Source organism: Microcoleus sp. BROC3 (assembly GCF_036702515.1).
Taxonomy (GTDB): Bacteria; Cyanobacteriota; Cyanobacteriia; order Cyanobacteriales; family Microcoleaceae; genus Microcoleus.
In genome coordinates, this window is sequence record NZ_JAUBTQ010000009.1 from 125838 (window position 1) to 151643 (window position 25806).

15 protein-coding genes and 1 pseudogene are annotated in these 25806 nt (G+C 43.8%); 7 read left to right on the top strand and 9 right to left on the bottom strand.

Annotation, left to right across the window (positions count from 1 at the left end):
• Positions 1-80: 80 nt before the first annotated feature.
• Positions 81-1676, bottom strand: a complete 1596-nt coding sequence (locus QUB30_RS08240; RefSeq protein ID WP_333331716.1) for a pitrilysin family protein — start codon at positions 1674-1676, stop codon at positions 81-83.
• Between the two features lie 387 nt (positions 1677-2063).
• Here QUB30_RS08240 and QUB30_RS08245 point away from each other — a divergent pair, with 387 nt between their 5' ends.
• Complete coding sequence (locus QUB30_RS08245; RefSeq protein ID WP_333331719.1) at positions 2064-2681, top strand: helix-turn-helix domain-containing protein; 618 nt, start codon at positions 2064-2066, stop codon at positions 2679-2681.
• A 24-nt stretch (positions 2682-2705) separates the two neighbouring features.
• A complete protein-coding gene (locus QUB30_RS08250; protein ID WP_333331722.1) occupies positions 2706-3227 on the top strand; it encodes a GNAT family N-acetyltransferase in 522 nt (173 codons plus the stop codon).
• Positions 3228-3235: 8 nt separating this feature from the next.
• Here the strand turns inward: QUB30_RS08250 and QUB30_RS08255 are convergent, their stop codons facing one another.
• Positions 3236-3598 carry a hypothetical protein gene (locus QUB30_RS08255; protein WP_333331725.1) on the bottom strand — a complete coding sequence of 121 codons (363 nt, stop codon included), beginning with the start codon at positions 3596-3598 and terminating at the stop codon, positions 3236-3238.
• Positions 3599-3673: 75 nt separating this feature from the next.
• Here QUB30_RS08255 and QUB30_RS08260 point away from each other — a divergent pair.
• A pseudogene (locus QUB30_RS08260) lies at positions 3674-3871 on the top strand (TetR/AcrR family transcriptional regulator); the annotation flags it as partial.
• Positions 3872-3921: 50 nt separating this feature from the next.
• Here QUB30_RS08260 and QUB30_RS08265 read toward each other — a convergent pair.
• Positions 3922-4284 carry a hypothetical protein gene (locus QUB30_RS08265; protein ID WP_333331728.1) on the bottom strand — a complete coding sequence of 121 codons (363 nt, stop codon included), beginning with the start codon at positions 4282-4284 and terminating at the stop codon, positions 3922-3924.
• A gap of 119 nt (positions 4285-4403) precedes the next feature.
• On the opposite strand from QUB30_RS08265, the gene QUB30_RS08270 reads away from it, so the two are divergent.
• Positions 4404-5201 (top strand): cobalamin biosynthesis protein, encoded by a 798-nt coding sequence (locus tag QUB30_RS08270; protein WP_333331731.1) that lies wholly within the window; start codon positions 4404-4406, stop codon positions 5199-5201.
• A 4-nt stretch (positions 5202-5205) separates the two neighbouring features.
• Here QUB30_RS08270 and QUB30_RS08275 read toward each other — a convergent pair whose 3' ends face one another.
• A complete protein-coding gene (locus tag QUB30_RS08275; protein ID WP_333099821.1) occupies positions 5206-5574 on the bottom strand; it encodes a phage holin family protein in 369 nt (122 codons plus the stop codon).
• Positions 5575-5683: 109 nt separating this feature from the next.
• Here QUB30_RS08275 and QUB30_RS08280 point away from each other — a divergent pair, with 109 nt between their 5' ends.
• Entirely contained in the window at positions 5684-6181 is a 498-nt protein-coding gene (locus QUB30_RS08280; RefSeq protein ID WP_333331735.1) for a pentapeptide repeat-containing protein, read from the top strand.
• A gap of 150 nt (positions 6182-6331) precedes the next feature.
• On the opposite strand, the gene QUB30_RS08285 is transcribed toward QUB30_RS08280, so the two are convergent.
• The gene (locus tag QUB30_RS08285) at positions 6332-8533 is read right to left on the bottom strand and encodes a transglycosylase SLT domain-containing protein (protein ID WP_333331738.1); all 2202 of its coding nucleotides are present in this window, start codon (positions 8531-8533) and stop codon (positions 6332-6334) included.
• Positions 8534-8871: 338 nt separating this feature from the next.
• Here QUB30_RS08285 and QUB30_RS08290 point away from each other — a divergent pair, with 338 nt between their 5' ends.
• Both QUB30_RS08290 and QUB30_RS08295 read left to right on the top strand, forming a co-directional pair.
• Positions 8872-10350, top strand: coding sequence for a leucyl aminopeptidase (locus QUB30_RS08290; RefSeq protein WP_333331741.1), 1479 nt, complete (start codon positions 8872-8874; stop codon positions 10348-10350).
• A gap of 511 nt (positions 10351-10861) precedes the next feature.
• Positions 10862-13081: a PAS domain S-box protein gene (locus QUB30_RS08295; protein ID WP_333331744.1), complete on the top strand. Its 2220-nt coding sequence runs from the start codon at positions 10862-10864 to the stop codon at positions 13079-13081.
• Between the two features lie 130 nt (positions 13082-13211).
• Here the strand turns inward: QUB30_RS08295 and QUB30_RS08300 are convergent, their stop codons facing one another.
• The 4 genes from QUB30_RS08300 to cydB all read right to left on the bottom strand — a co-directional run bounded on the left by QUB30_RS08300 (position 13212) and on the right by cydB (position 25803).
• Complete coding sequence (locus QUB30_RS08300; RefSeq protein ID WP_333331789.1) at positions 13212-13370, bottom strand: ATP-binding protein; 159 nt, start codon at positions 13368-13370, stop codon at positions 13212-13214.
• Between the two features lie 43 nt (positions 13371-13413).
• Complete coding sequence (locus QUB30_RS08305; protein ID WP_333331747.1) at positions 13414-18864, bottom strand: AAA family ATPase; 5451 nt, start codon at positions 18862-18864, stop codon at positions 13414-13416.
• 73 nt (positions 18865-18937) lie between these two features.
• Positions 18938-24301: an AAA family ATPase gene (locus QUB30_RS08310; RefSeq protein WP_333331749.1), complete on the bottom strand. Its 5364-nt coding sequence runs from the start codon at positions 24299-24301 to the stop codon at positions 18938-18940.
• A 488-nt stretch (positions 24302-24789) separates the two neighbouring features.
• The gene (gene cydB / locus QUB30_RS08315; protein ID WP_333331752.1) at positions 24790-25803 is read right to left on the bottom strand and encodes a cytochrome d ubiquinol oxidase subunit II; all 1014 of its coding nucleotides are present in this window, start codon (positions 25801-25803) and stop codon (positions 24790-24792) included.
• Positions 25804-25806 lie beyond the last annotated feature (3 nt).

Below are 25806 nucleotides of genomic sequence, written 5' to 3' on the forward strand. Positions count from 1 at the left end.
TCCGACTTCCGACTTCCGACTTCAATCGGACTGACATCCGTTACATCCGAAGAAAGCTAATCCGTTGCCGAACCTTCTTCTTACAGTGGCAAAAGCTTACCAATCGTGCGGTTTTCCGGGCGAAAAGTTGCCTGAGAGACACGCTGAATGTCAGCGGGAGTAACAGCCGCGATCGCATCCAATTCCTTGAACAAATTTCGCCACGAACCGGTTTTTACTTGATAATCCAGCAGGGAAAATGCCATGCCCATATTAGAATTGAGCGATCGCAACAAATCGGCTCTCGCCTGAGTTTTCACTCGCTCCAATTCCAAATCGGAAACCGGCTCAGTTTTCAGGCGATCGATTTCCTTGCTCAAAGCGGAGGCTACTTCATCAACCGTGCGGCCCGGAGCAGTTTGAGCGTAAAATAACATCAGATTCGGATACTTGTCCCCCGGATAACCGCTGAAACCTTGAGCCGCCAGCGCCAATTGCTGTTGTTCTACCAAAGATTTGTAAAGCCGAGAAGTGCGGCCATCGCTGAGCAAAGAACCAATCATTTCATAAATCGCATTGTCGGGATGATTCATCGCCGGCCGGTGGTATCCTTCCAAATACCAAGGTTGAGTTTTTAATTTCAGCGTGACTTCCTGAGTTTGCGTTTGGGGAGGTTCGACAAGTTGCAATTCTGGAGGGGTTGGTTTCGCCTTGTAACGGCCGAAATAAATTTGAGCGAGTCGCTTCACCTCCGAAGCTTTCACGTCTCCTACCACCGCCACAGTCAGCTTGCTGGGGACGTAGTGAGTCTCGAAAAACTTCTGCACGTCGCTGCGGCTGAGGTTTGTAATGTCTTCAGTGTAGCCAATTACGGGGCGGCGGTAGGGATGAACAGAGAAAGCTTTGTTGGCAAAAACTTCAACCATTTGTCCGATCGGAGAATTCTCGGTTCGCAGCCTGCGCTCTTCTAAAATTACCTGTTTTTCCTTGTAAAATTCCCGAAATACTGGTTCGAGAAATCGCTCTGATTCCAGCGACATCCACATTTCTAACTTGTTCGCTGGGAGGCTGTAAAAATACATTGTGGCGTCGGTAGAAGTAGCGGCATTTAGTCCGACTCCGCCGGCTTGTTCGACTATTTTGCCGAGTTCGTTGCGCTTGACAAATTGCGAAGCTTCGGCTTCAACTTTGTCAAATTCTGCTTTTAATGTGGCGATTTCTGCAGTTTTGCCGCTGGCTTTGGCTGCTTGCATTTGCTCGAAGAGTTGGTCTTGTTTTTCTAGCAGCGGCTTTTCGGCTTTGTAGTCGGTAGTGCCAATTTTTGGCGTGCCTTTGAAGGCTAAATGTTCGAGATAGTGAGCAACACCTGTTTGACCGTCGGGTTCGTTTGCGCCGCCGACATCGGCGTGAATCAGAAACGATGCTACGGGTGCTCTGGGCCTTTCGAGCACGATGAATGTCATGCCGTTGTCGAGCTTAAATTCGGTGACTTGCTTGATTACTCGATCGAGCGACGGTTGAACAGAGACTGCTTGGGAGCCGCTAGCGGGGTTGGGGCGGGCGAGGGCGATTTCGGGAGAAATGCCCCACCACAGCAGTACAGCGGCCAGCAGGGAGGCTATGAATCGAGTTTGGCGATCGGGCGATTCCCTACGGGATAGCTTCGCTTCACGGGGTTTTTGGAACTGCGGGGTCATTCGATTTTAGATTTTAGATTTTAGATTTTGGATTGTCAAACAAAAAATGTTTGTGCTCGCCGGCCAGAGATTCTTTTTTAAGGATAAAGATTTTTGGAGGCATAAGCGATCTGTTGCGCCCCAGATGTTAGGCTGATACAGCAAATCTCACAAAGGGTCATTGGATTTTAGATTTTAGATTTTAGATTTTGGATTGTCAAACGGCAAGAAGTTTATGGCGAATAACAAGAGATGCTTTTTAAGCATAAAGATTTTCGGAGGGATAAGCGATCTGTTGCGTCACTTCCAGTTTAAGATTAAAGTCACGCACAACTTAAAACTTAACATAATTTAGTTTTTCAGTCCCGAACCCGTAGTTCCAAGTCGCAAATTACCGATTGCAAAGCCATGCGAATTTTTAATCAGTCTCCTCCTTCTGAAACAGAAACCAAGAAGCGGATTTTACAAGCCGCTCAGCGGTTGTTTGCCCGCAGCGGATACGACGGCACGACAACTCGCGATTTAGCAGTGGCGGCGGGGGTGGCCGAGGGTACGCTATTTCGGCATTTTGATAATAAAAAAGCGATTTTGATTGAGGTGGCGACGGAAGGATGGGTGGAGTTGCTGACGGATTTGCTGACTGAATTAAGCGAGATGGGCAGTTACAAAGCAGTGGCTCAGGTGATGCGGCGACGGATGCTGAATATCCGCGAGAATAGCGACATGATGCGGGTGTGTTTTTTGGAGGCGCAATTTCACCCGGATTTACGCGACAGAATTCAGTTGGAAGTCATCGGAAAAATGAGCGATGTTGCTGAGGCTTTTTTTGAAACAGCGATGGAAAAAGGAGTTTATCGGAAGATGAATCCGAAGATTGTCGCTCAGGTATTTTTGGGAATGTTTGCAGTTGCAGGTTTCAGTCAAAATACCATTATGGAGCCGAATGCTTCACCGCAGGAAATGCAGGAAATGGCTGAAGGATTAGCCGATATTTTTCTGAATGGGGTTTTGCTGAAAGATGAATAATTAGGGCAACAGGGAAAAGTTGTTATGGGCAAAATTTTGCACTATTCTATTCGGCCGCTAACGCAGGAAGACGAGCCTTTTCTGTGGCAAATGCTGTATGAAGCGGCGCACATGGCAGAAGAAGGCGAATCAACGGTGCAAGCTGTTGTGAATCATCCTTTAATTGCGAAATATGTCAAGAATTGGGGACGTGCAAACGATTTGGGCTTCGCAGCCATCGAATTGAACGGCAGCCAGCCAGTAGGAGCCGCCTGGCTGCGTTTGTTTACAGAGGATGACAAGGGCTTTGGCTGGGTTGACGATACTATCCCGGAATTGGCGATCGCCGTTCTTCCAGAATATACAAATCAGGGTGTAGGAACGCAGTTGCTGGCTCGTTTGCTGTCAGCAGCACAAGTCTCTTATCGATCGGTATCCCTGAGTGTCAGAAGCTCGAATCGAGCCCTGAGTTTGTACGAGCGATCGGGATTTAAAGTAATTGAGGGAAGCGAGACAATCAACCGCACAGGAGGGACATCATTCACCATGAAAGTGGATTTTGATTAAGTGAATTATTACTCTATAAAATCGTACATCTTTTGTACCCACTTCTCCCGATTATCCTGCCATTCATCTGTCACTACTTCCCAAGTTGTATTGCTTTCAAGTTCCAGCAAGAGACTTGATACTTCTTCCAGCGTCGATGCTATATGACATTCTTCTACCCAACTTTCACGGATCATTTTCCAGAGACTTTGTACCGCTTCTCGCTGAAAATTTGATTCTAATTCAACTAGCAATTTGGCTAGGTGTTTTTCGTCACTTGCTGCTGACACCTCCCTCATCCAACAGTCGCGACGTTCTTTCCATTCTTCCGTCACTGCGTCCCAGTTTAGGTGGGATTGAAACTCTAACAGTAATTGGTTTAGTTCTACCATATCAAGTTTTTTCTTGTTTGCAGTTTGTGCTATAATGGTACAAATTTTATTGATTTAGACTGTTGGTTTTTTATAATGAGCGATGTGGCTGAGGCTTTTTGGGAAACGGCTCAGGTATTTTTGGGAATGTTTGCAGTCGCGCCCTTCAGTCAAAATACGATTATGAAGCCGAATGCTTCTCGGCAGCAAATGCAGGAAATGGCTGAAGGACTCGCTGATATTTTTGTGAATTGGGTTTTGCAGAAAGATGAAGAATTAGTGATTAGTCATTAGGAAATTTGAGAGTCTGAAAACGCATATCTACAGGCTCTGAATCCTCGAACCTACTCCTTAAACTTGTGCACTTGCTGTACCCATTTCTCGCGATTTTGCTGCCATTCATCGGTAACCGCTTCCCAATTTGTATTGGTTTCAAGTTCTAGCAATAAACTTGATACTTCTTGAACAATCGATGCTCCCAGACATTCTTCTACCCAACGGTCTCGACGCTGTTGCCACGGAATATCCACCGATTTCCACTTCAAGTTAGATTCCAATTCAACTAGCAATTCTGCTAGATATGTCAGGTTAACTGATGCTGCCACATCGCTAACCCAACTTTCCCGGCGCTCTATCCATTCTTTTGTCACTCCTTCCCATTTGAGGTTGCTTTCAAACTCTAACAGTAACTTATTTAGTTCTACCATCTTAAATGTTGGATTTTTTGTAGTTTGCGCTACAATTATACCAAGATTTCACTAAACAGAGTGTTAAGTTTTTTTTTAGATTGCGGTCGCAGTGAAACTACAGAATAGATAACTGAATAATGAGCGATGAATTTACTTTAGATATGCTAGAGATTCCCAGCGGTTGGAGGCGGGGCGAAGGTGACTGGACAGGAGTGGCGGCGGCTATGGCTAGAGGGGAAACTGTAGAAGTAATTCAAGAAGTGGGTTCTACTTTGTGGCAAAACAGTCTGCCAGAAAAACATTCTTTGTATTGGGATGGGGAAAATCTATCAACTATCAACGCCCGAATTTGGATTAGTTTCACGCAGAGAAGATTTTCGCCGGAATCTGCTTTGCCAAAGGTTCAGTGGCATCCGAGAGTGTTGTGGATAGGGATAGGTTGCGAACGCTACACAGCGCGAGAATTAATCGAAACTGCGATTCAAAATGTATGTCGCGCTAATCATTTAGCGGAAAGTGCGATCGCAGGTATTGCTACAATAGACACTAAAGCAGGTGAAGTCGGCTTGTTAGAACTTTGTCAAGAGCGAAACTGGCCGTTAAAAACCTTTGCTGCTGACATTTTAAGTTCCGTAGAAGTCCCCAATCCTTCAAATATTGCAGTCAAACAAGTCGGGACGCCTAGTGTAGCAGAAGCGGCGGCACTTTGTGCGATCGAACAGATATCTTGTACCATTCTCAACAACAGGCAAGATGCCTGTTCTACACAGAGTGAATCTGCTGGTGGGGTGGGCATCCTGCCCGCCCGTAAAAAGCTTTTAGTCCCTAAACAAATATTTCGCAGCAAAAATCCCCCCCTTTCACAAGGAGGGGTTAGGGCGGGTTCTGCGGTAACAGTAGCGGTTGCAGTTTGCCCGATCGAGTATCTGGGATAATATATTACTGAGACAAAGTATTGGCATTCACAAATCGACCAATCAACCCAGAAACAAATGACAAAACAATCGAACCAAACAAAGCCGGCCAAAAACCGTTAACCGCAAAGCCGATATTGAACGCACCCGCCAACAACGAAGCCAGGGAAAGCGAAATTGCATTCACAACGAATAAAAACAAACCTAAAGTAATAATGGTCAAAGGCAGCGTCAGCAATGTCAGAATCGGTCTGACAACCGCGTTCACCAATCCGATAACAACAGCAGCCACCATCGCCGCCGGAAAGCTAACCACCGAAATACCTGGTACAATGTTAGCGGTAACGATCAGCGAAACCGCTGCTACTATCCAAGTTAAGAAAAAACTTAGCATATCTTTTTTTTCATCTCCATCACTATTAATTAAGATTGTACCTGTTTAGTCGATCGACCAAAGTTCGGGATACACTACGAAATACCCACCTTGCAAGAATATCAGACTTATGAAACTCCGGCAACTAGCTGCATTGCTATTCGCGTTAACTATCTTCATCTTCCCGCGGCCAGCCCTGGCTCAATCTAAATATTACGCTCCTCCGCTGTCCTTTAGCAATGCCGAACTGACAAGACGCGATTTTTCCGGTCAAATGCTGCGGGCCGCTGAGTTTTCTAACGCTAATATGGACTTGACTAATTTTTCTAATGCCGATTTGCGGGGAGCAATTATGAGCGCTTCGGTGATGACTGAGGCGAATTTGCACGGAGCGAATTTAACTAATGCAATGATAGATCAAGTTAAATTTACTAATGCCGATTTAAGTGATGCAATTTTAGCGGAAACAATTTTGCTGCGTTCTACTTTTGAGGGTGTAGATATCACCGGCGCTGATTTTACTGACGCAATTATGGACGGATCACAAGTTAAAGAATTGTGTACAAAGGCAACCGGGATTAATTCTCAAACAGGGATTTCTACTCGCGATTCCTTGGGATGCCGCTGATTTATTTGAGCGTTCCATAATTTGAATTTCTGGAATATTGATGAGGGGCGGGCTAGAAGCCCACCCCACAAAATCAATACACAAAATAAATTTGTTTGTGGAACGGGCCGGAGATCCCGTTCCTGAAAGCTTAGCCTAAAACCAAATTTACTAAGGCTTTGCTTTTTTCTGAGCAGCCGCATAATGCTCGCTCATTAACTGATTAACTTCTGGATTGTAAATCCGCAGATAATTCCAGTAATTCTCAAACACCGATTTCACGTATCCTTTGGTTTCAGGAAACGGAATCTTTTCCGCAAAAGCATCCGGGTCACTAAAATCAAACCTCTTCAACCAATCTGATACTGCATTCGGCCCGGCATTGTAACTCGCCACAGCTAACATCGAGTTATTCTTGTATTCGTCGTGAGTGTGATCCAAATACCACGTACCGAGTTTAACGTTGTCGTCCACATTCTCCAATGAATACTTTTTGAGGCTGATTTTATCAGCAACCCAAGCTGCTGTTTCCGGCATTACTTGCATTAACCCGGTGGCACCAACAGATGATTTGATAGCGGGCATAAACCGCGATTCTTGCCGGATTAATGCGGTAACTAATACTGGATTTATTGTGCGTTCTTTTGACCACTTGACAATGGTTTCTAAGTAAGGAAAAGGATAAAGCGCTTGCCAATAAATCGGTTGCTGTCTGAGTTCGAGGTATTGGGTTCTATCATCGGGTTTTTCGCGCTGCCGCAAACTCCCAACCATCCACAAACCGTCTAAATTGTCTCCGACTGCTACTCGCATTAAACCGTCGGTAAACTGTTCCGCAATACTTGGTTCTACGCGGTTGATAAATTCTATTTGCCACAGCGTCCAAGCATCTCTATCTTGACCTAATTGATAGAGTTCTTTTAACGCAGGAGAACCGGCTGTTGGTTCGGGGCGCTGAGGGGGCCGCACTACATTAGGAGACAAATTTCGGACTGTGGTAAAGTCGCCTACGGGCCAGCCGAGAAGTACAGCCGATCGCCACGCAAAATATGATTCTGGATAGCGTAAGAGAGTGTACTCAAATGCAGTATTGGCGTCTTGTTGGCGGCCGAGTTGCTGTGCCCATTTTCCGACCCAAAATGCTGCTTCTGGAGCTTGTTCGCTGTCGGGATTGTGGGTGGTTAATTCTCTCGCCCACTGCCAAGCTGATTTTAAATCTCCGCCTTTGGCATACTGCTGCGCGATCGTCCACCGCAGTTCGCTTGCTTTATCAGAATTGTTGTATTTTGTCAATAGCAACTTGCGGGTATCTGAGGCGGATTGACCGCTGCCTAATTTGTCGAGAAGTTTGGATTTATCTAACAAAGCTTCGGCGGCATAATTGGGGAATTTGCTAATAACTCGATCGAGCAAAACGATCGCTTCTTTCGGTTCGTTCAACCGCGACAGCCGAATTAAACCCAAACCAGTATCTTCGGCATCGGGGAAATCCCGCACTAATTCTTGATAGGCAATTCTCGATTCCGGGATTTTTCCGTCGAGCCACAAACCGCGAGCTTTGCGGTAAAGATTTTTGGCGGTGCGGGGAGCTTTCCCGTAAGCAATAGCTCCTTTACCGTAATCCTGTTTTTCCCAATAGCCGAAGGCAATTTCTTCCCAATCTTCCGGTTTCAAAGCAGCGCTGTTTCGCTGCACGAGTTGTTCCAAAATTGTACCGTAATCTTTGACATAATGACCGTATTTTGCTACCAGCAGCATCAACTCCGGCTGATTGGGATTTTCTTTTAACTTGCTGAGGGCAATTTCCACGCTGCGAGGATGAGCGGGAAATTCAGTAATTGCCTGTTGCCAATATTCCGGTTTTGACTTGCCTAAAACATATAAAGCTTCCGCTGCTACGGGGTCGCTCGGATAGTTTTTGAGCAGTTCCTGCCAAGCTTTTTGGGCTTTGCCTTTGTCGCCGCTCAATTGGTAGGCTTCCGCCTTTTTTAGGGCAATGTGAGCAGCTAAAACCGGATATTCTTGCTCTAATTTGTCCAATAATTTTAATGCTTTGACGGCATTTCCTTGCTGGATTAAATCGCTGGCAAGCAGGTAACGGGCGCGGCTTTGAGGGGAGATTTGCTGCTGCGGGTTCGTATTTACCGACTCACTGGCTGCGAGTTCAACTAATTTTGCCGATCGCTCGATCGGTGACAGCGACACGAGCATCTTGACTTCCGATTCGGAATTCGCTCCCTCCAGGGGCTGCTGGGCCTTCTGGAACGAGCCCAAACCCGTCCATTTCGTCCCAGCAACCAAAGAGCCGATCGCAATAACGCAAACTGAAACGCTGATTAAAACAGAAACTTTGGCCCGGCGTCGTTTTACCATGGGAAAATTTAAGAGAATAAGAATAAAGAACCGATCGTTTGTCAAGAGCTATCACAGGCAGGATGCCTGTTCCACGCCATCACAGGCAGGATGCCTGTTCAACGAGAAATAAATGTTAAGAGTGGGGCCAAAACGGACAGCAGGCCCCCAAACAGATTATTGAGATTGGGGCGATATCCGATCGCAGGCGGACTTGGCTGATATAGTAGCAGAATTTATTTCGATGCGGAGCGGAGAATTTGTGCGATCGATCTATTTACCCGCACCTGCAAAAAAACCACAAACCACCAACTACAAAGTACAATCAAAAATCTCAAATCTAAAGTGTAAATCAAAACATGGAATTTCTAGTCACCGATACACCTCGCTCTGTTTGGACGGGAGACGCCCTGGCAATTGGTCTGTTTGAGGACGCCCTGGAACTCACCGGCGAATTGGCACAATTAGATGAAAAGCTTGCAGGTACTTTGAAAGAGCTGCTACTGGAAGTAGATTTTAAGGGTAAAGCGGGCACGAGTGCCATCACCCGCGTCGGCGGCAATAATCCCATCCGCAAAATTGCGATCGTCGGTTTGGGCAAAACAGAGGATTTAAAATTAGACACCGTGCGGCAAGCTGCGGGCGTTTGCGCCAAGTTAGCCAAAAAGGAGAAATGCAAAACCCTCGGAATTAGCTTTCCTGTGTGGAAAAGCGCGCCGGATTCTACAGCAAGCGCGATCGCCGAAGGTGTAGAACTCTCCTTGAATCAAGACAACCGTTTCAAATCGGAACATGAAGACAAAAGCCCGCAACTCGAACAAATTCATTTGCTCGGTTTTGCCGGTACCGAAAGTGCGATCGCCCGCGCCCGCCAAATCACTGCCGGAGTCATTTTAGCACGGGAATTAGTCGCAGCGCCGGCAAATTTTGTCACCCCGATTACCATGGCAGAAACCGCTCAAAGTCTGGCTGCAGAATGCGGTTTAGAATTAGAAATACTGGAGCGGGAAGACTGCGAAAAACTAGGCATGGGAGCCTTTCTAGGCGTGGCCCTAGCATCTGATTTACCGCCAAAATTCATCCACTTAACTTACAAACCCGAAGGCACGCCGCGCCGCAAAATAGCAATTGTCGGCAAAGGATTGACCTTTGATTCCGGCGGTTTGAACATCAAAGGAGCCGGCAGCGGCATTGAAATGATGAAAATAGATATGGGCGGCGCTGCGGCTACTTTGGGAGCGGCAAAGGCGATCGGACACATCAAACCAGATGTGGAAGTTCACTTTATCAGCGCCGTCACTGAAAACATGATCAGCGGCCGCGCCATGCGCCCGGGAGACATCCTTACAGCTTCCAACGGCAAAACAATTGAAGTCAACAATACCGACGCTGAAGGCCGTTTAACCCTGGCTGATGCTTTGGTATTTGCTGATAAATTGGGAGTTGACGCAATTGTCGATTTAGCAACTCTAACCGGGGCCTGCGTAATTGCTTTAGGCGACGAGATCGCGGGTTTGTGGAGTCCTCAAGATAGCGTCGCCGCCGAAATATTCGCCGCCTCAGAATTGGCAGGCGAAAAATTTTGGCGAATGCCGATGGAAGAGAAATATTTTGAGGGATTGAAAGCATTGCACGCCGACATGAAAAATACTGGCCCGCGTCCCGGCGGCTCGATTACGGCGGCGCTATTTTTGAAACAGTTTGTGAAGGATACTGCTTGGGCGCATTTAGATATTGCCGGCCCGGTTTGGACTGACAAAGAAAATGGCTACAATGGCCCTGGGGCTACCGGTTTTGGAGTTCGGACTTTGGTGCAGTGGGTGCTCGGCGGCGCTTAACTGTAGATTTCCAGCACAAACATTGAGATTTTCTCTGCTTTAAAAGTCCGCTAGTCCATCTGTGAGCCAGGGGTTAAAAACCCCTGGCTCACTGCTTAAGTAATCTCAAAGAAAATTTAATATAGCAATCCTTGCAGGAGTCGTAAATTTTTTACCCCACCCCGACCCCGAACCCGCTCGCTCGGGAGTAAGAAATTCACAAATGATTTACGATTGCTATGGGGATCATTAACAATTTAAATGATTCTGAAGCAATAAGTAGGCAAACCTATGTATTCCGTCACTGGGAGCAACCTAAGCGTTGTTCCCAGTGACGATCGCCATTCCTCATACTTGGGAAAAGCTTTGTTCCCGGGGCCCAACCTAGACAGTTTTGACATTCCCTGAAAAAATAGCTGTTTCATAAACAATGAAAAAAGTATATAATTATGTAAATATTTCACTAGCCGAAATCAAATAATTAGATTTGATCGGATTTGCATTGGTACAGATAATTTTTTTCTTGAACTTTATGCAAGAACAATTAACAATTTTTTTTTCAACACTTGCTGTATCTTCCGCACTCGGCTGCAACGCGGTACCGGAGTTGCGACTGTACGCTGTTTTTGACTCGCTGACGGCACTGGCTTATTGCTCGATCGCCCTATCTTTAGTTTATTTTACCCGCCAAGGTTCTCACCGCAAAATTTTCCGGCTGTTTGCTGTTGCTTTTTTTGCCTGCGGCGCTGCTAAATTGACGGAAGTTTGGACGCTTTGGCATTCTATATATTGGCTGTCGGTAACTCTCAAAGCTGCCAGTGCTTTGATTTGTTTGCTTTTAGCTGCATTCGCCCTCGCCGTCATGCCGAAAGCACTTGCCGAGTCTGGTTTAAATCCAAAAGCAAATCTTCCAAAACTGCCGTTAAAGCAGGTAGAAAAAAATCAGCACCAGCATGATATCCAAAAAGGAGAATTGGCAAAAGAATCGATCGAGCTTTCCGATCCAGACACTATTGTCGATCGCGCTTTAGATATCAATTCGCTTAACGAACAGTTAGAAAAAGAAATTGCCGACCGCCAGCGGGTTGAGGAAAAGTTGCAACTAACTCAATTTGCGATCGACCGATCGGCAGATGCGATATTCTGGATCGGGCCCGACGGTAAATTTTTGTACGTCAACGACGCCGCTTGCTCTTCATTGGGATATTCTACCGCTGAATTGCTGTCGATGACAGTGCACGACATCAATCCAGATTTTCCCCAAACTGCTTGGAGTTTGCACTGGAAAGTCTTAAAAAGGTGCGGTTCGGTTAATATTGAAGTTCACCATCTCACTAAGTACGGTCGAGTATTTCCGGTAGAAATTACGATCGACCATTTGGAATTTAACGGCAAAGAATATCAGTGCGCGTTTGCTCGCGACATTAGCGAGCGCAAGCGGATTGAGGCCGCTTTGCGGGAAAGAGAAGAAGAATTTAGATCGTTAGTTTCTAGCATTCCCGGTGCAGTTTACCGTTGCAGTGCTGCGGGGCGAGCGAGCTTAACTTTTATCAGCAGTGGCATCGAAGCTATTTCTGGCTATCCCGCAGCTAACTTTATGCAAAAACCGGTGCAGGCTTTTCCGAGTATAGTTCATCCCCAGGACGCTGAGTATATCGATAAAACTATCGATCGGGCTATTAAAACAAAACAACCTTACACGCTCGAATATCGCCTGATTCACTGCGACGGAAATGTGCGGTGGGTTGCAGAGAAAGGTCAAGCCATTTTCAACGCAGCAGGTCAAGTTTTATCCCTCAACGGTGCGATTTTTGACATGACAGAGCGCAAAGCAGCGGAGGATGCTTTGCGCCTCTCTGAGGCGATCGCCAACAACAGATCCCAGCAGCTAGAAATCGCCCTCAAAGAACTCCGAGAAACTCAAGCTCACCTAATTCATACCGAAAAAATGTCAAGTCTCGGTCAAATGGTAGCTGGAGTAGCTCACGAAATTAATAACCCTGTCAGTTTTATCTACGGCAATATTTCCTATGCCAGCCAATATATCAGAGACTTGTTGCAGCTCGTTGAACTTTACCAAAAACACTATCCTCAGCCAGCGGTAGAAATTAAACAATGTATTGATAATATCGATTTAGAATTTTTGACAGAAGATTTGCTAAAAATATTATCTTCCATGAAAATGGGAGCCGATCGCATTCGCGAAATAGTTCTGAGCTTGCGAAACTTCTCGCGTTTAGACGACTCGGTAAAGAAGCCGATCAACCTTCACGAAGGCATAGATAATACGCTCTTAATATTGCACAACAAACTGCGAGCCAGAGGCGACTATCCAGAAATAAAAGTAATCAAAGATTACGGTAAACTCCCCTTAATAGAATGTTATGCAGGTCAGCTAAATCAGGTATTTATGAATCTGCTTAGCAACAGTATTGACGCCTTGGAAGATGCTTGCAACCAAAAAAGGCGAGCGGCGGTCGGCAACGATTGGGAACCAACTATTAGCATTCGCACAGAAGCCCTGAACGAAAATAGTATTTGCATCCGCATTGCCGATAATGCGATCGGCATGACAGAAGACGTGCGGAGCCGATTGTTTGACCCATTTTTCACGACAAAACCGATCGGGAAAGGCACAGGTTTGGGGTTAGCCATCAGTTACCGAATAGTCGTGGAAAAACACGCCGGAGCCTTGAGCTGCCGTTCCGCCATAGGAGAAGGTACGGAATTTGCGATCGAAATTCCTTTATGAATTACTGCGGCGGAAGTATGAAGACTGTGGAAGAAGTTATTCGGTCACTATAAATTGTAAAGTGGGGTGTAAAAAACTTTCAATTTTCAATAAAAATCCCAAAATAGGTTATAAATTACCCAGCTAATGCTCAACATGGCAGTGAAATTGTAAATTGTGTACCGCGACCTAAAGTCGAGCTCACTTCTAGCACACCGCCGTGTTTCTCAACCACAATCGGCAGTGCGATCGCCAAACCCAATCCCGTACCTTTACCCAAACCTTTAGTTGTAAATAAATGAGCGGATATCTTTTGTTTGACCTCTCAACGGGCGTAGCAGTAAGATGCTTCTTTAGGCTCTAATATAGCTGATGGGAATTTCGATCGCTAACTCTGTACCATCTCCAACTCTAGAATTACAGGTTAATTTACCGCCATGTTTTTTGACAATACCATAGCTAACAGATAAACCCAAACCTGTACCGCTACCCACTGGTTTAGTTGTAAAAAATGGATCGAATATTCGGGATTGAATATTCGCCGGGATACCGGCACCATTATCAGTGATTTTAATTCTAACCCTGTCTTTTTCTATGACTTCAGTCTGAATCGTGATGACCGGATTTTTATCTGTTTTATTAATTGATTCAAGAGCATCAATAGCGTTACTGATAATACTCAGAAATACTTGATTTATCTCACTAGCATAACAAATGACGTTGGGCAGATTTCCATACTCTTTAATAACTTGTATTTCTGATTTGCCATCGCTCTGTCTTAAGCGAGTTTGCAAAATTAGCAAAGTGCTTTCAATTCCGGTATGTAAATCTACTGCTTTCATGTCGGCTTCATCTAAGCGGGAAAAGTTACGCAAACTCAAGATAATTTGGCTAATGCGATCGCTCCCTGCTTTCATAGATTCCAGAATTTTAATTAAATCTTCCCAGATAAATTCTAAATCCATTTCTTCTATTTTCGCTTGAATTACTCCACTGGGGTCGGGATACTCTTGTTGATAAATATTAAGTAAAATAAGCAAATCTTTGACATAATGCTCTGTATGTGCAAGATTACTGCGAATAAATGTTACTGGGTTGTTAATTTCGTGAGCAATCCCAGCTACCAGTTGACCGAGAGATGACATTTTTTCGCTCTGAATTAATTGTGCTTGGGTTTGTTGTAAGTTTTTAAATGCTTGCTCTAAATCAAAAGCTTTTTGGCTTAAATCTTCCGTTTTTTGCGCTACTTCTGCTTCTAAGCTTTGGGAATAGTTCTCTATTTGTTTATATAAACGAGCATTATCAATAGATATCGCCACTTGAGCTGCGAGTATCTGGATAATTTCTACTCGCTCATTAGTAAATGCTCCCAGTGTTAAGTTATTTTCTAAGTACACAATACCGACGAGTTTTCCTTGCCGAATAATTGGAGTACATAAAACTGATTTAGGTTGATGAGCGATAATATAGCGATCGCCTGAAAATTGGTCGGCTGTACTTAAGTTGTCAAAAACAGCCGTCGCTTGAGTTCGTGCCACCGCATAAATCAAACCCTGAGGAATTTCCTGATATTGTTCCAGAGGAATTTCTAATATTTTTGTCTGCTTTTGTGCGGCTTGAGCGACGACTAACCATTGTCGGTCTTGGCGAAGCACTAAACAACCGATTTGTGCTCCCCCATTCGCAAGCATAATCTGCATCAACGTCGCTAACAGTTTCTCTAATTCAATTTCTTGTGAAATGGCTTGTGCCGCCATCATTACTGCTGGAAAATCTAACCATAAATTCTCGGTACTACTGACGCTAGTTAGGCTTCCCATCCAGGTCGGGTTGATGGTTGTCCCAGATGTGATGACAAATTTAGCAGGTTGGAGAATAGCTTTCAGTAGTTGTGGATAGTGTTGTTCTAAATAAGCTACTTTAGCCTTTGCATCCCAACGGGAATAACAGTAATAGGCCTCAATCATGTAAGATTGTGCAACTTTTTCTTTCCCCCAATCTAAGTAGAATTTGGCAGCTAGTTCGTTGGCTAAACCTTCTTCTTGGATATAACCATTTTCTTTGGCTTCTGAAATGGCGCGATCGTACCAATCTCCAGCTTCATAATTCTTGCCTAAAACCCGGCATTTTTCTGCTTCTACTAAGTCAACTTTATGTTGGTGATTCATCGGGGCCTGGTGTGCCCATTCAGCCAGAGTGGTTTGATGGGTTTCTGCCAAAGCGAGAGTGTTCCCTTGCTCAATTTCTGACTGCGTAGAGCAGAGTGCCAAGTAGGTTAACCCGGCATAGAAATGGAAAACCGGAGTATGAATCATTGCTGCCGCCACCCTCAAATAGAGGCTTGCTTGGGCAATGTAGTCTAGGGCGTTGGTGTAGTTGCCAAAGAGATAGGCAAGCATTAGTTTGTAGTTATAGGCAAGAGCGAGTGCAGTAAGCTCTCTATTCTGATTGTGCTGAGGAAACATCACGGTTTCATCATAAGCCTGACCGATTAACAAATCCGGTTGATTGACAATTTCCCTCAAGTTCTGCACCGTCTGTTGTGTCATCTTCACGTAATACATAGGAGAATATTGCTTCACAGTCGTTAAGACAACACAGTAATTTTCTATTTCTGCGTGCCAATCATCAAGCTCTACTCCCGAAAAAAAGTTATTATATAAATAACTACTGACGCAGTAGCCAGCATTGAGAAAATCACCTGTTTCCATTCCGACTAAATAGCCTTTTTTCGCCGTTGGGATTGCTGCCCTCAGTGGTTCTTGACGATGCTGAATAAAACAGCCAAACCACAGTAAAGTGATACATTTAAATTCTGGCCAATTCAACTGATTGAGTAAGCTCAGTGCTACTCGCCCAAAGCTATAACCTTTTTCTACTTCTGAGAAAAAACCAGACAGCACAATGCCATAACCCACATACCCGATTGTTGATGCTGGCGCATTGCCAAATTGAAGTGATATACTGACCATTGTGGCACAAAGCAGAGGCTGCAAGGCAGGATTTCCCATAAAAATAGCCGGAAACAAGATGCCTAACAATTGCATCGCCGCGATTGTCCGAGGATCGCTCATCACGGGAAGGTTAACCAGTTCCTCAATCTGTTTGCCCTCCAGTTGGTTGGCAAGGTTTTGTAATGCAATGCGTGTCAAGGCTTCGTCAGTTTCATAGGGGAGTTCAATCCCCAATTGTGCTAGGGCATTGGTGCCGATAGCGATCGCTTCTAACATCTGACTCTGAGTTGTCAGTGCGTTGATTTGAATCTCAAATATTTTGACTTTATCTAGTATTGTTTTGGCCGATCGCAAAACCTGGGCTGCCATTTCTTCCATGCCATTAAAATCGGCATTTAAGTAGGCCGTTTCAGCCGCAGCCACATAAAGATTCAGGGTTAATTCATACTGAGTTTGCCAACAGTTTTCTGTGAGTAACTCCAGCCCTGTTTTCACAAAACTTCTGGCGCCTGCATAGGCTGTAGAATTTCTGGCTTTCTGTCCGGCTGCTAAGTTCAATCTGGCTAAGGCTTCCCGTTCCTCTGCTTGAGTCATGAACTCAATTCCTAAATTCAAATGCCCGACAATATCAAACAGCTTTTCCTCTTTTTCTATCTCTGATAAGTTTTGTTGGAGTAGTTGCCCAATATGGTAATGGGTCTGCTGTTTTTGCTCGTCAGGAATCAATGAATAAGCCGCTTGTTGGACGCGATCGTGTAAAAATCGATAAGTCGGATTAGCGGAATTATTGAAAACTTCCTCGCTATCAGATTGGGTAAAAAACTTATAGATTTCGGTAGTAGGAATTACCAAACCTTCCTGCAAGGCTTTCCATAAAGCTGTGGCGCTACTGTCTGGTGATTTCTCACTGACAATTGCTAAGGTATTCAAATCAAACTGCGCCCCAATACAAGCCGCTAGTTTGAGACTATCCTGAGTTTCTCTGGGCAATTTCTGTAATTGCAATGCCATGAATTCAACGACATCCTCAGTAATTGCTAAGGCCTTCACTTGGGCAATATCGCATTGCCAATATTGAATTTCGCAATCAAAGCTAATTAATTTGTCATCATGTAATGCTTTGAGAAACTGGGTCGCAAAAAAAGGATTACCTTGAGTTTTTTGATAGACCAATTTTGTTAAAGGCTGGGCTAGGGATGATTCACAATTCAGTGTATCTGCCACTAACTGATTCATATCGGGTTCCCTTAACGGTGGTAAAGTAATTGTATTCACCGTTGCCCCAGTTTTGACAATTTCATCCACTGTTAAAATGAATGGATGTACGGGGGAGACTTCATTATCTCGATACGCACCTAATATTAATAGATACCCCACATCTTGCATCAATAATTTAAGCAAGTTCAGTGATGCGGAATCTGCCCATTGCAAGTCATCTAAAAACATGACTAACGGATGTTCTTTACTGGTAAAGACTTGCACAAATTTTTGAAACAGGAGATTAAAGCGATTTTGGGCTGCTGTTCCTGATAATTCAAGGGCGGCTGGCTGTTTACCGATAATATTTTCTAACTCAGGAATTACGTCTATTAAGACTTGTCCGTTGTCTCCTACTGCGGTTAATATCTCGCTTTTCCATGTTTCTAATTGCCAATCTGATTCGGATAGCAATTGCCCCATTAAATCGCGGAATGCTTGCACAAAGGCGCTGAAGGGAATGTTGCGCTGAAATTGGTCATATTTCCCTTTAATAAAATAACCCCGTTGCCGCACAATGGGTTTATGAACTTCGTTGACCACTGCTGTTTTTCCAATTCCTGAAAAACCCGCAACTAGCATCATTTCTGTTGCACCTTCGCTGACTCTTTCAAAGGCTTGTATGAGCGTTTCTACTTCGGTTTCTCGTCCATAGAGTTTGTCGGGGATGAGGAAGCGATCGCTCACATCCCTACACCCAATTTCAAATGATTCAATCCGACCGTTTTCTTGAAGTTGAGTTAAACATTTTTCTAAATCAAATTTCATTCCGACTGCACTTTGATAGCGGTCTTCTGCATTTTTTGCCATCAATTTATTGACAATTTCTGAGAGAACCGAGGGAATTTCTAAATTAATTTCATGGACTAAGGGTGATGCTTTAGCAATATGAGAATGGACTATTCCTATTGGATCGTTGGATTGAAATGGTACTTCTCCTGTCAGTAATTCATAGAAAGTGACTCCTAAAGAATAAAAGTCAGTCCGATAGTCAATTCCCCGATTCATTCGGCCTGTTTGTTCTGGAGAAATGTACGCAAGCGTCCCTTCTAAGACATTGGGATTCATCAAAGTTTGTGTTTCCCGTGGGAGGAGAGAGGCAATACTAAAGTCGATTAATTTGACTTCTTTGGTTTCGGGATTAATTAAGATATTACTGGGTTTGATGTCTTTATGAATAATGCGCTCGCAATACAATATATCTAAGGTATTGCACAGCGCGATCGCTATCTGTAAAAATTCCCTCAAAGACAGTGCGTTTTTCCCTTTCAGTGCCCATTCCTGAAGAGAAATACCCCCAAAGTCTTCCATGACTAACGCATAACCATTTCGATAGGGTTCGAGACTATATGTTTGGATGATTCCAGGATGATGAAGGTTTTTAGCAATGGTGTACTGATTGCGAAACTGCACCAGTTCGCTGAAGCTCGGATAGTCACTTTTGAGCAGTTTGATAACAACAGGTAGTTGGTCATTGGTACGGATGGATCGAGATACTAAAGTGCGACTTCCTGAATAAACTGTTTCGAGAATTTGATAGTTGGGGATTTTAAAATTTGGGTTATATTTGCTTTTTAAAGTGGGATTATTCATGGCTATTTTTGTTTGATAATTGAGCCGGAGTAATTAATTAACTGAGTCTGAATGCTAGGGTAAATTAACTTGTTTATTCTGCCCTGATGGATAAGATGATAATAAATTCTGTTCCTTGACCTAGTGTTGAGTTGACGTTCAGGGAACCGCTATGTTTTTCGACGATAATTTGACGCGCGATCGCCAATCCCAACCCTGTGCCTTTACCGACTTCCTTCGTCGTAAATAAATCCTCAAAAATCTTCTCTCGCACCGCCTCATTAATGCCCACCCCATTGTCTTTGATGCGAATCACAACTTGCTGCCGATCGCCCGATAATTCTGTCTCGATAATAATTTTATTAGGAGTCGCTTTAATCTCTGCAAAGCTCCGTCCAGTATTTGATTCATCCAGGGCATCGATCGCATTCGCCAACAGATTCATAAAAACTTGATTGAGCTGGCCGGCATAACACTCAACTAAAGGCAAATCCCCGTATGTCTTAATAACTTGAATCTCCGGGCGAGTGTCTGAAGCTTTGAGACGGTGTTTGAGGATCATCAAGGTACTGTTGATGCCATCATGGATATTACAAGCAACAGGGCGATCGCTATCGGCACGGGAAAAAGTTCTGAGGCTAGTGCTAATATCTTTAATCCGCTTCACACCTTCACGCATCGAGCTCACCAACTTCGGTAAATCTTCCCGAATATAGTCGAGATCGATTGTTTTAATTTCCTCTTGAATATCTGCATCGGGTTGAGGGTACTTTTGTTGATACAAATCGAGCAAGCCAAACAAATCCTGAACATAATCCAATGCCGGTTGAATATTGCCATTTAAGAAACCAACCGGATTGTTGATTTCGTGAGCCACACCAGCGACTAGATTTCCCAGCGCCGACATCTTTTCACTTTGGACAATTTGCAACTGAGCTTGTTTTAGGTTATCAAAAGCTTGTTGCGCCTGTTGATAGAGGCAGGCATTTTGCAGGGAGATAGCGGCTTGAGAGCAAAGCAAATTCAGCACCTCAACCCGATCGCTCGTAAATGCGCCAACCGTCAGGTTATTTTCCAGATACAGAATTCCAATCAACTTACCTTGATTAACAATTGGACTGCAAAGCACACTTTTAGGCTGGTGCTGTTCAATATAAATATCTCCAGCAAACTGAGGATTTACCCTCGCATCGGCAAGTACCAGCGGTTTCAAACTCCGCTTGACAGTATTGACCAAACTAATCGCTACATCCTGACTAGATTCTAGCGGTATTGATGGTAATAGTTGCGGTTCCTGCCCCTCTACGACAAGGGCTACTACCTGTAACTCAATATCTTGTTTAAGCAATAACACACACCGGGTTGCCCCAGCATTTGTCATCACTATTTTTAAGAGAGTAGCCAAGAGTTTATCTAGTTCAATCTCCCCTGAAATAGCTTGAGAGGCTTGGATCAGAGTAGGCAAATCTAGAAATTCAGAGTTGCTGCTGGAAGAGTGAGTAGAAGTAATCGTTCCTAATGTGATACTTTCTTTGAGGGAAGCAAAGGATCGATCTGACTGAAGGATGGGTGCGAGGAGTTGGGAATAACGTTTTTCCAGATCGTCTACTTTAGCCTTAGCTCCCCAACGACTGTAGATATAGTAAGCCTCGATCATATAGTTACGGGCGAGGCGTTCTTTCCCCCATTCCAGAAAAAACTTTGCCGCCAGTTCATTGGCAAGTGCTTCTTCTTGGATGTAGCCTTGTTGTTTTGCTGCAATGATGGCGCGATCGTATAACTCTGCTGCTTGCCAGTTAATCGCTAATACTCGCGCTTTTTCGGCTTCAATTAATTCATATTTATGCTGATTTCCTTCTGACGCATTCTCCACCCAAAATTTCATTTTTTCCTGATTAATATTGACTTGATATAAATATGTTTCTTGTTCATTCACCGTGACTTCAGTATAGCGATTTAACAATGTTAGCGAATGGTAAAAATTGAGAACTATGACTTGCATAAAACCAAAAGCTGATCCGGATTGCTCCTGTGCTAGTCCCACATTTTTTAAGGCTTGACTACTATCGCCCAACAAGTAACATAGAATAGTTTTGGCCAGATAAAACATAAATAAAACTATTCCCGATTTAGCGGCAATAATGCGGGGCAAAGTTTTCTCTTCATCAAAGCTTTTACCGCTCAATAATAGGGCATCTGCGGCTTGACCCTGTAAATTTAAACCTAATTGTCGCCATACTTGCGAGAAATGGGTAGAACTTTCTTGTTTAAAGTTAATACAAAAATCACCATAAAATTCTTGTTGCTGGACTGCAGATCCTAAGTGGTCTTCCGTAAAAAATAAGTAACTACACAAATTTGCAGCACAATATCCACCCCATTCAAAGTCACCTACTTCTAGCCCTGCTTGTAGGCCTTCTCGCAAAGGCTCGACACTGTTTTTTGCGGGTTCTTTCCAAGTGCGAATATTGGCATTAAACAAGTTATAAACTTTGGCTTTTAGTTCTTTAGCGTTAAACTTATCTAATAATTTTAACGCAATTAAACCTGCATGATAACCTCTATCTAATTGACCTAAACCTACTAATAATAACCCGTAAAAACCGTAGGCAAAAGATGATAGTGCTGAATCTCCATATTTAAGACACAAATTAATCATGGTGATGATTAATTGCGGAAAAATCTCTGGTCTTGCTACAAATACAGGAGTACAAAGGGTTCTTAAAATTTGCATGGCTGCGATCTTATATGGATCTGTCATCAGTGGCAAATTATCTAAATCGTCAAGATTTGGTAAATCAATTATCAACTCATTGTCCAAGTCTATTGTTAGTAAAGAAATTGATAGTTTTTCTAACACTTCTAACCCAATATCTACTGCCGCGATCATTTCTATTTGCTGAGCTATATGAATTTGCATTTTTAATTCATAAACTTTCACCTGTTCGAGTAGATTATTTGCGGCGGTCAGCGCCAATTCAGCTAATTTTAATGACCCCTCAAAGTTCAGGTTTAAATATTCAGCTTCGGCAGTATCGATGTAAATATTGAGAGTCAATTCATACTGATTTTGCCAACACTCTGTCGTCAGTAACCCCATCGCCGTTTGTAAATAGACAGTTGCGGCAGCATAAGCGTTAGAAGTTTTGGCTTTCCGCCCTGTCACTAGGTTTAATTCGGCTAATTTTTGGCGCTCGCTTGGTTCAGTGATTAAATCTTTACCCTGATTTAAGTGCCTGACAATCTCAAATAGTTTTTCATCTTGCTCTATGTCTGAGGAATTTTGTAGTAACAATTGTCCGATTTGGAGATGAGTTGCTTGCTTTTTATCATCAGGAATGAGGAAATAAGCAGATTGTTGGACGCGATCGTGTAAAAATCGATAAGTTGGATTAGCTGAAGCCTTGAAAACTTCATCACTCTCCGATTCTGTAAAGAACTTATAGATTTTGCTCGTGGGAATTACCAAACCTTCCTGCAATGCTTTCCATAAAGCCGTAGCCGTCATTCCAGCAGATTTCTCACTGACAATTACTAAGGTATTCAAATCAAACTGCGATCCTATACAAGCAGCTAATGTGAGAACATCCTGAGTTTCTCTGGGCAACTTCTGCAATTGCAATGCCATGAATTCAACGACATCATCAGTGATAGCTAAGGCTTTGACTTGGGCAATGTCACACTGCCAATGCCGAATATCCCAATTAAAGCTAATTAGCTGATCGTCATGTAAGACCTTGAGAAACTGAGTGGCAAAAAAAGGATTTCCCTGAGTTTTTTGATAGACTAATGTTGTCAAAGGTTGGGCAAGGGATGATTCGCTATTCAGCGTATCCGCCACCAACAAATTCATATCTGCTTCGCTTAACGCTTCCAAAGTAATCGTATTCACTGTGGCCCCAGTTTTAACTATATCATCCACTGTTAAGATAAATGGATGCACTGGGGAAACTTCATTATCTCGATATGCCCCCAATACTAATAAATACCCTGTATCCATCATCAATAACTGTAGCAAATTTAGGGAGGCTGAATCCGCCCATTGCAAGTCATCCAAAAATATCACTAAAGGATGTTCTTTGCTCGTAAAAACTTGCACAAATTTCTGCATGAGCAGATTAAAGCGATTTTGGGCGGCACTTCCTGACAATTCAGTTGCAGGAAGTTGAACGCCAATTATGCCTTCTAACTCAGGAATCACGTCAATCAATACTTGTCCGCTGTCTCCCACTGCTGCTAAAATCTGGGTTTTCCATGTTTGCAGTTGGGTATCCGATTCTGATAGCAATTGACCCATTAAGTCGCGAAAGGCTTGCACAAAGGCACTGAAGGGAATGTTGCGCTGAAATTGATCGTATTTGCCTTTGATAAAATAACCGCGCTGACGGACAATGGGTTTATGAACTTCATTGACAACGGCGGTTTTCCCAATTCCCGAAAAACCTGCTACTAGCATCATTTCCGTTGTTCCCAGGCTGACTCGCTCAAAGGCAGCTAATAGTCGATCGACTTCTTTTTCTCTACCGTAGAGCTTTTCGGGGATAGTAAAGCGATCGCTAATATCTCGCTTTCCGAGTTCAAAAGATTCTATCTTGGCTGTTTTTTGTAACTGAAGTAAACAAATCTCTAAATCGTGCTTGAGTCCTAATGCACTTTGATAGCGTTTTTCGGCATTTTTCGCCATCAGCTTACTGACAATTTTCGCTAAAATTAGGGGTATCTGTGGATTAATTTGATGGATCGGTATCGACTCTTTGGCGAGATGACAGTGCACCAATTTCATCGGGTCATCAGAGATAAATGGCAACTGTCCTGTTAACAATTCATAAAAGGTCACACCCAGGGAATAAAAGTCACTGCGATAGTCAATGCCTCGATTCATCCGTCCTGTTTGTTCGGGGGAGAGATAGGCTAATGTTCCTTCTAAGATATTAGGGTTCTGGATTTCTTGGGTTTCTCTCGGCAGTAGGGAAGCGATGCTAAAGTCAATTAGTTGAATTTCTTGGGTGTCTGGATTAATGAGAATATTAGCGGGTTTAATATCTTTGTGAATGACTCGGTTTTGGTATAGATAGTGAATAATGTCTGTTAGTTGTATGGCGAGTTGGAGAAATTCTGCTAAAGGTAAAGCTTGAGATGGTTGGGTGTGATTTGTTGCTGTTTTGAGATAAGTAGATAGCGAGACTCCGCCAAAGTCCTCCATTACTAGGGCATAGCTATTGTGGTAGACTTCCAGCGTCAGGGGTTTGACGATGTGAGGGAAGTCGAGATTTTTGGCAATGGTATATTGGTTGCGAAACTGGACGAGCTCGTTGAAGGTGGGGTATTCGTTTCGCAGCAGTTTGACGACGACTGGGTATTGGTCACGGGTACGGATGCCTCGATAGACTAGGGTACGTGTACCTGCATAAAGTTGCTCTGTAACCTGATAACCTGACAAATTTGCGATCGCATCCATAACTGGTTGACCCTATATTATACAACAGTTAAATTAAAACATTCTATTCCATTGTATTTTATTATTGGACAAAGATACCGATCGCAAACTCTGCACCCTCGCTAGGGACAGAATTAACTGTAATTTTTTCCCAAAGTTTATCAACTATTATTTGAGCGAAAGCAATTTGCTCACAAGCATCCGGATTCATCCGTGTACCTGTGAAAAAAGCTGCGCCTCCCGATCGCAAGCCCCGGACTCATCCGTGGGATAGATCTCAAATCTCAAATCTCAAATTTCAAATCGCATGACGTGCGATCGCTAATCCTAAACGAGTCCTTTGTCTACTCCGCACTATTTGCGCTATGTATAGTATAGTTGTCTAATGTGGTGATGGTATCAGAAAACAATTATTTGTATTTTTTAAGCGCAAATATACGCAGATAAACCCGAATAGAGAGTTGATATTATCTGCGTATATTGGCTGACATCTGCGGTTTGATTATGCTTTATTCCCCGTAGTGCCCGCCGACAACTTTACCCCGAAAAACAACATAATTGTAGATGTTGTAAAAAATCATAATCGGGATCAGAAAGCCGATGAACACAATCATAAACACCAGCGCGCTGGGAGAAGCTGCGGCTTGGTAAATCGTGATTTGCGTCGGGATAATGTAGGGGAAAACAATCAATCCTAAGCCGATAAAACTGAGCAAGAAAATCAAAATTGTCCAGATAAACGGCGTCCGTTCTTCTTTGCTTGCGAGACTTTTAAGCAGCAGTCCCACCAACAGCACTCCCAACAAAGGAATCGCGACAAAGATATAAACTAGCGGTTTCTCGAACAACCTCGCTCTCGTACTTTCATAAAAAACCGGAGTGGCGATCGTAATTAAAATCGCTCCGATTAAAGTCGTCACCGCCGCAATTTTAGCCGTGCGATAGTGATTTGTTTGCAGTTCGCCCTCCGTTTTCATAATTAGATAGGTTGAACCGATCAAAACATAGCCTTGAATCAGCGTCAAAGCAACCAAGATCGATCGCCAATCCAGCCAGTCCCAAGTAGTCCCGACAAAGTGACCCGCTTCGTCAACCGCAATGCCTTCGAGAACCGCACCGAGGGCAAATCCTTGAGCTAAAGCTGCTAAAAAACTGCCCGCACCAAAGGCATAATTCCAGAATAATTTCCGATTAGAATGCTCGCGAAACTCAAAGGCTACAGCCCGAAATATCAAACCAAAAAGCATCATGCAAATCGGTATGTACAGCGCCGTTAAAATCGTGCCGTAAGCGAGGGGAAATGCGCCAAACAGAGCGCCTCCCATCAACACCAGCCAAGTTTCGTTAGCGTCCCAAACATTACCCAGACTTGTCATTAAAATGCCCCTGCGTTCCTCGTCGTCAGCAGTCAGAGACAAGATTCCGACTCCCAAGTCAAAACCGTCTAGCATGACGTAAAGCAAGAGAAAAATACCTAAAATTACGAACCAAACTTGCGGGAGAAAATGCTCCAAAGCTTGCATAAA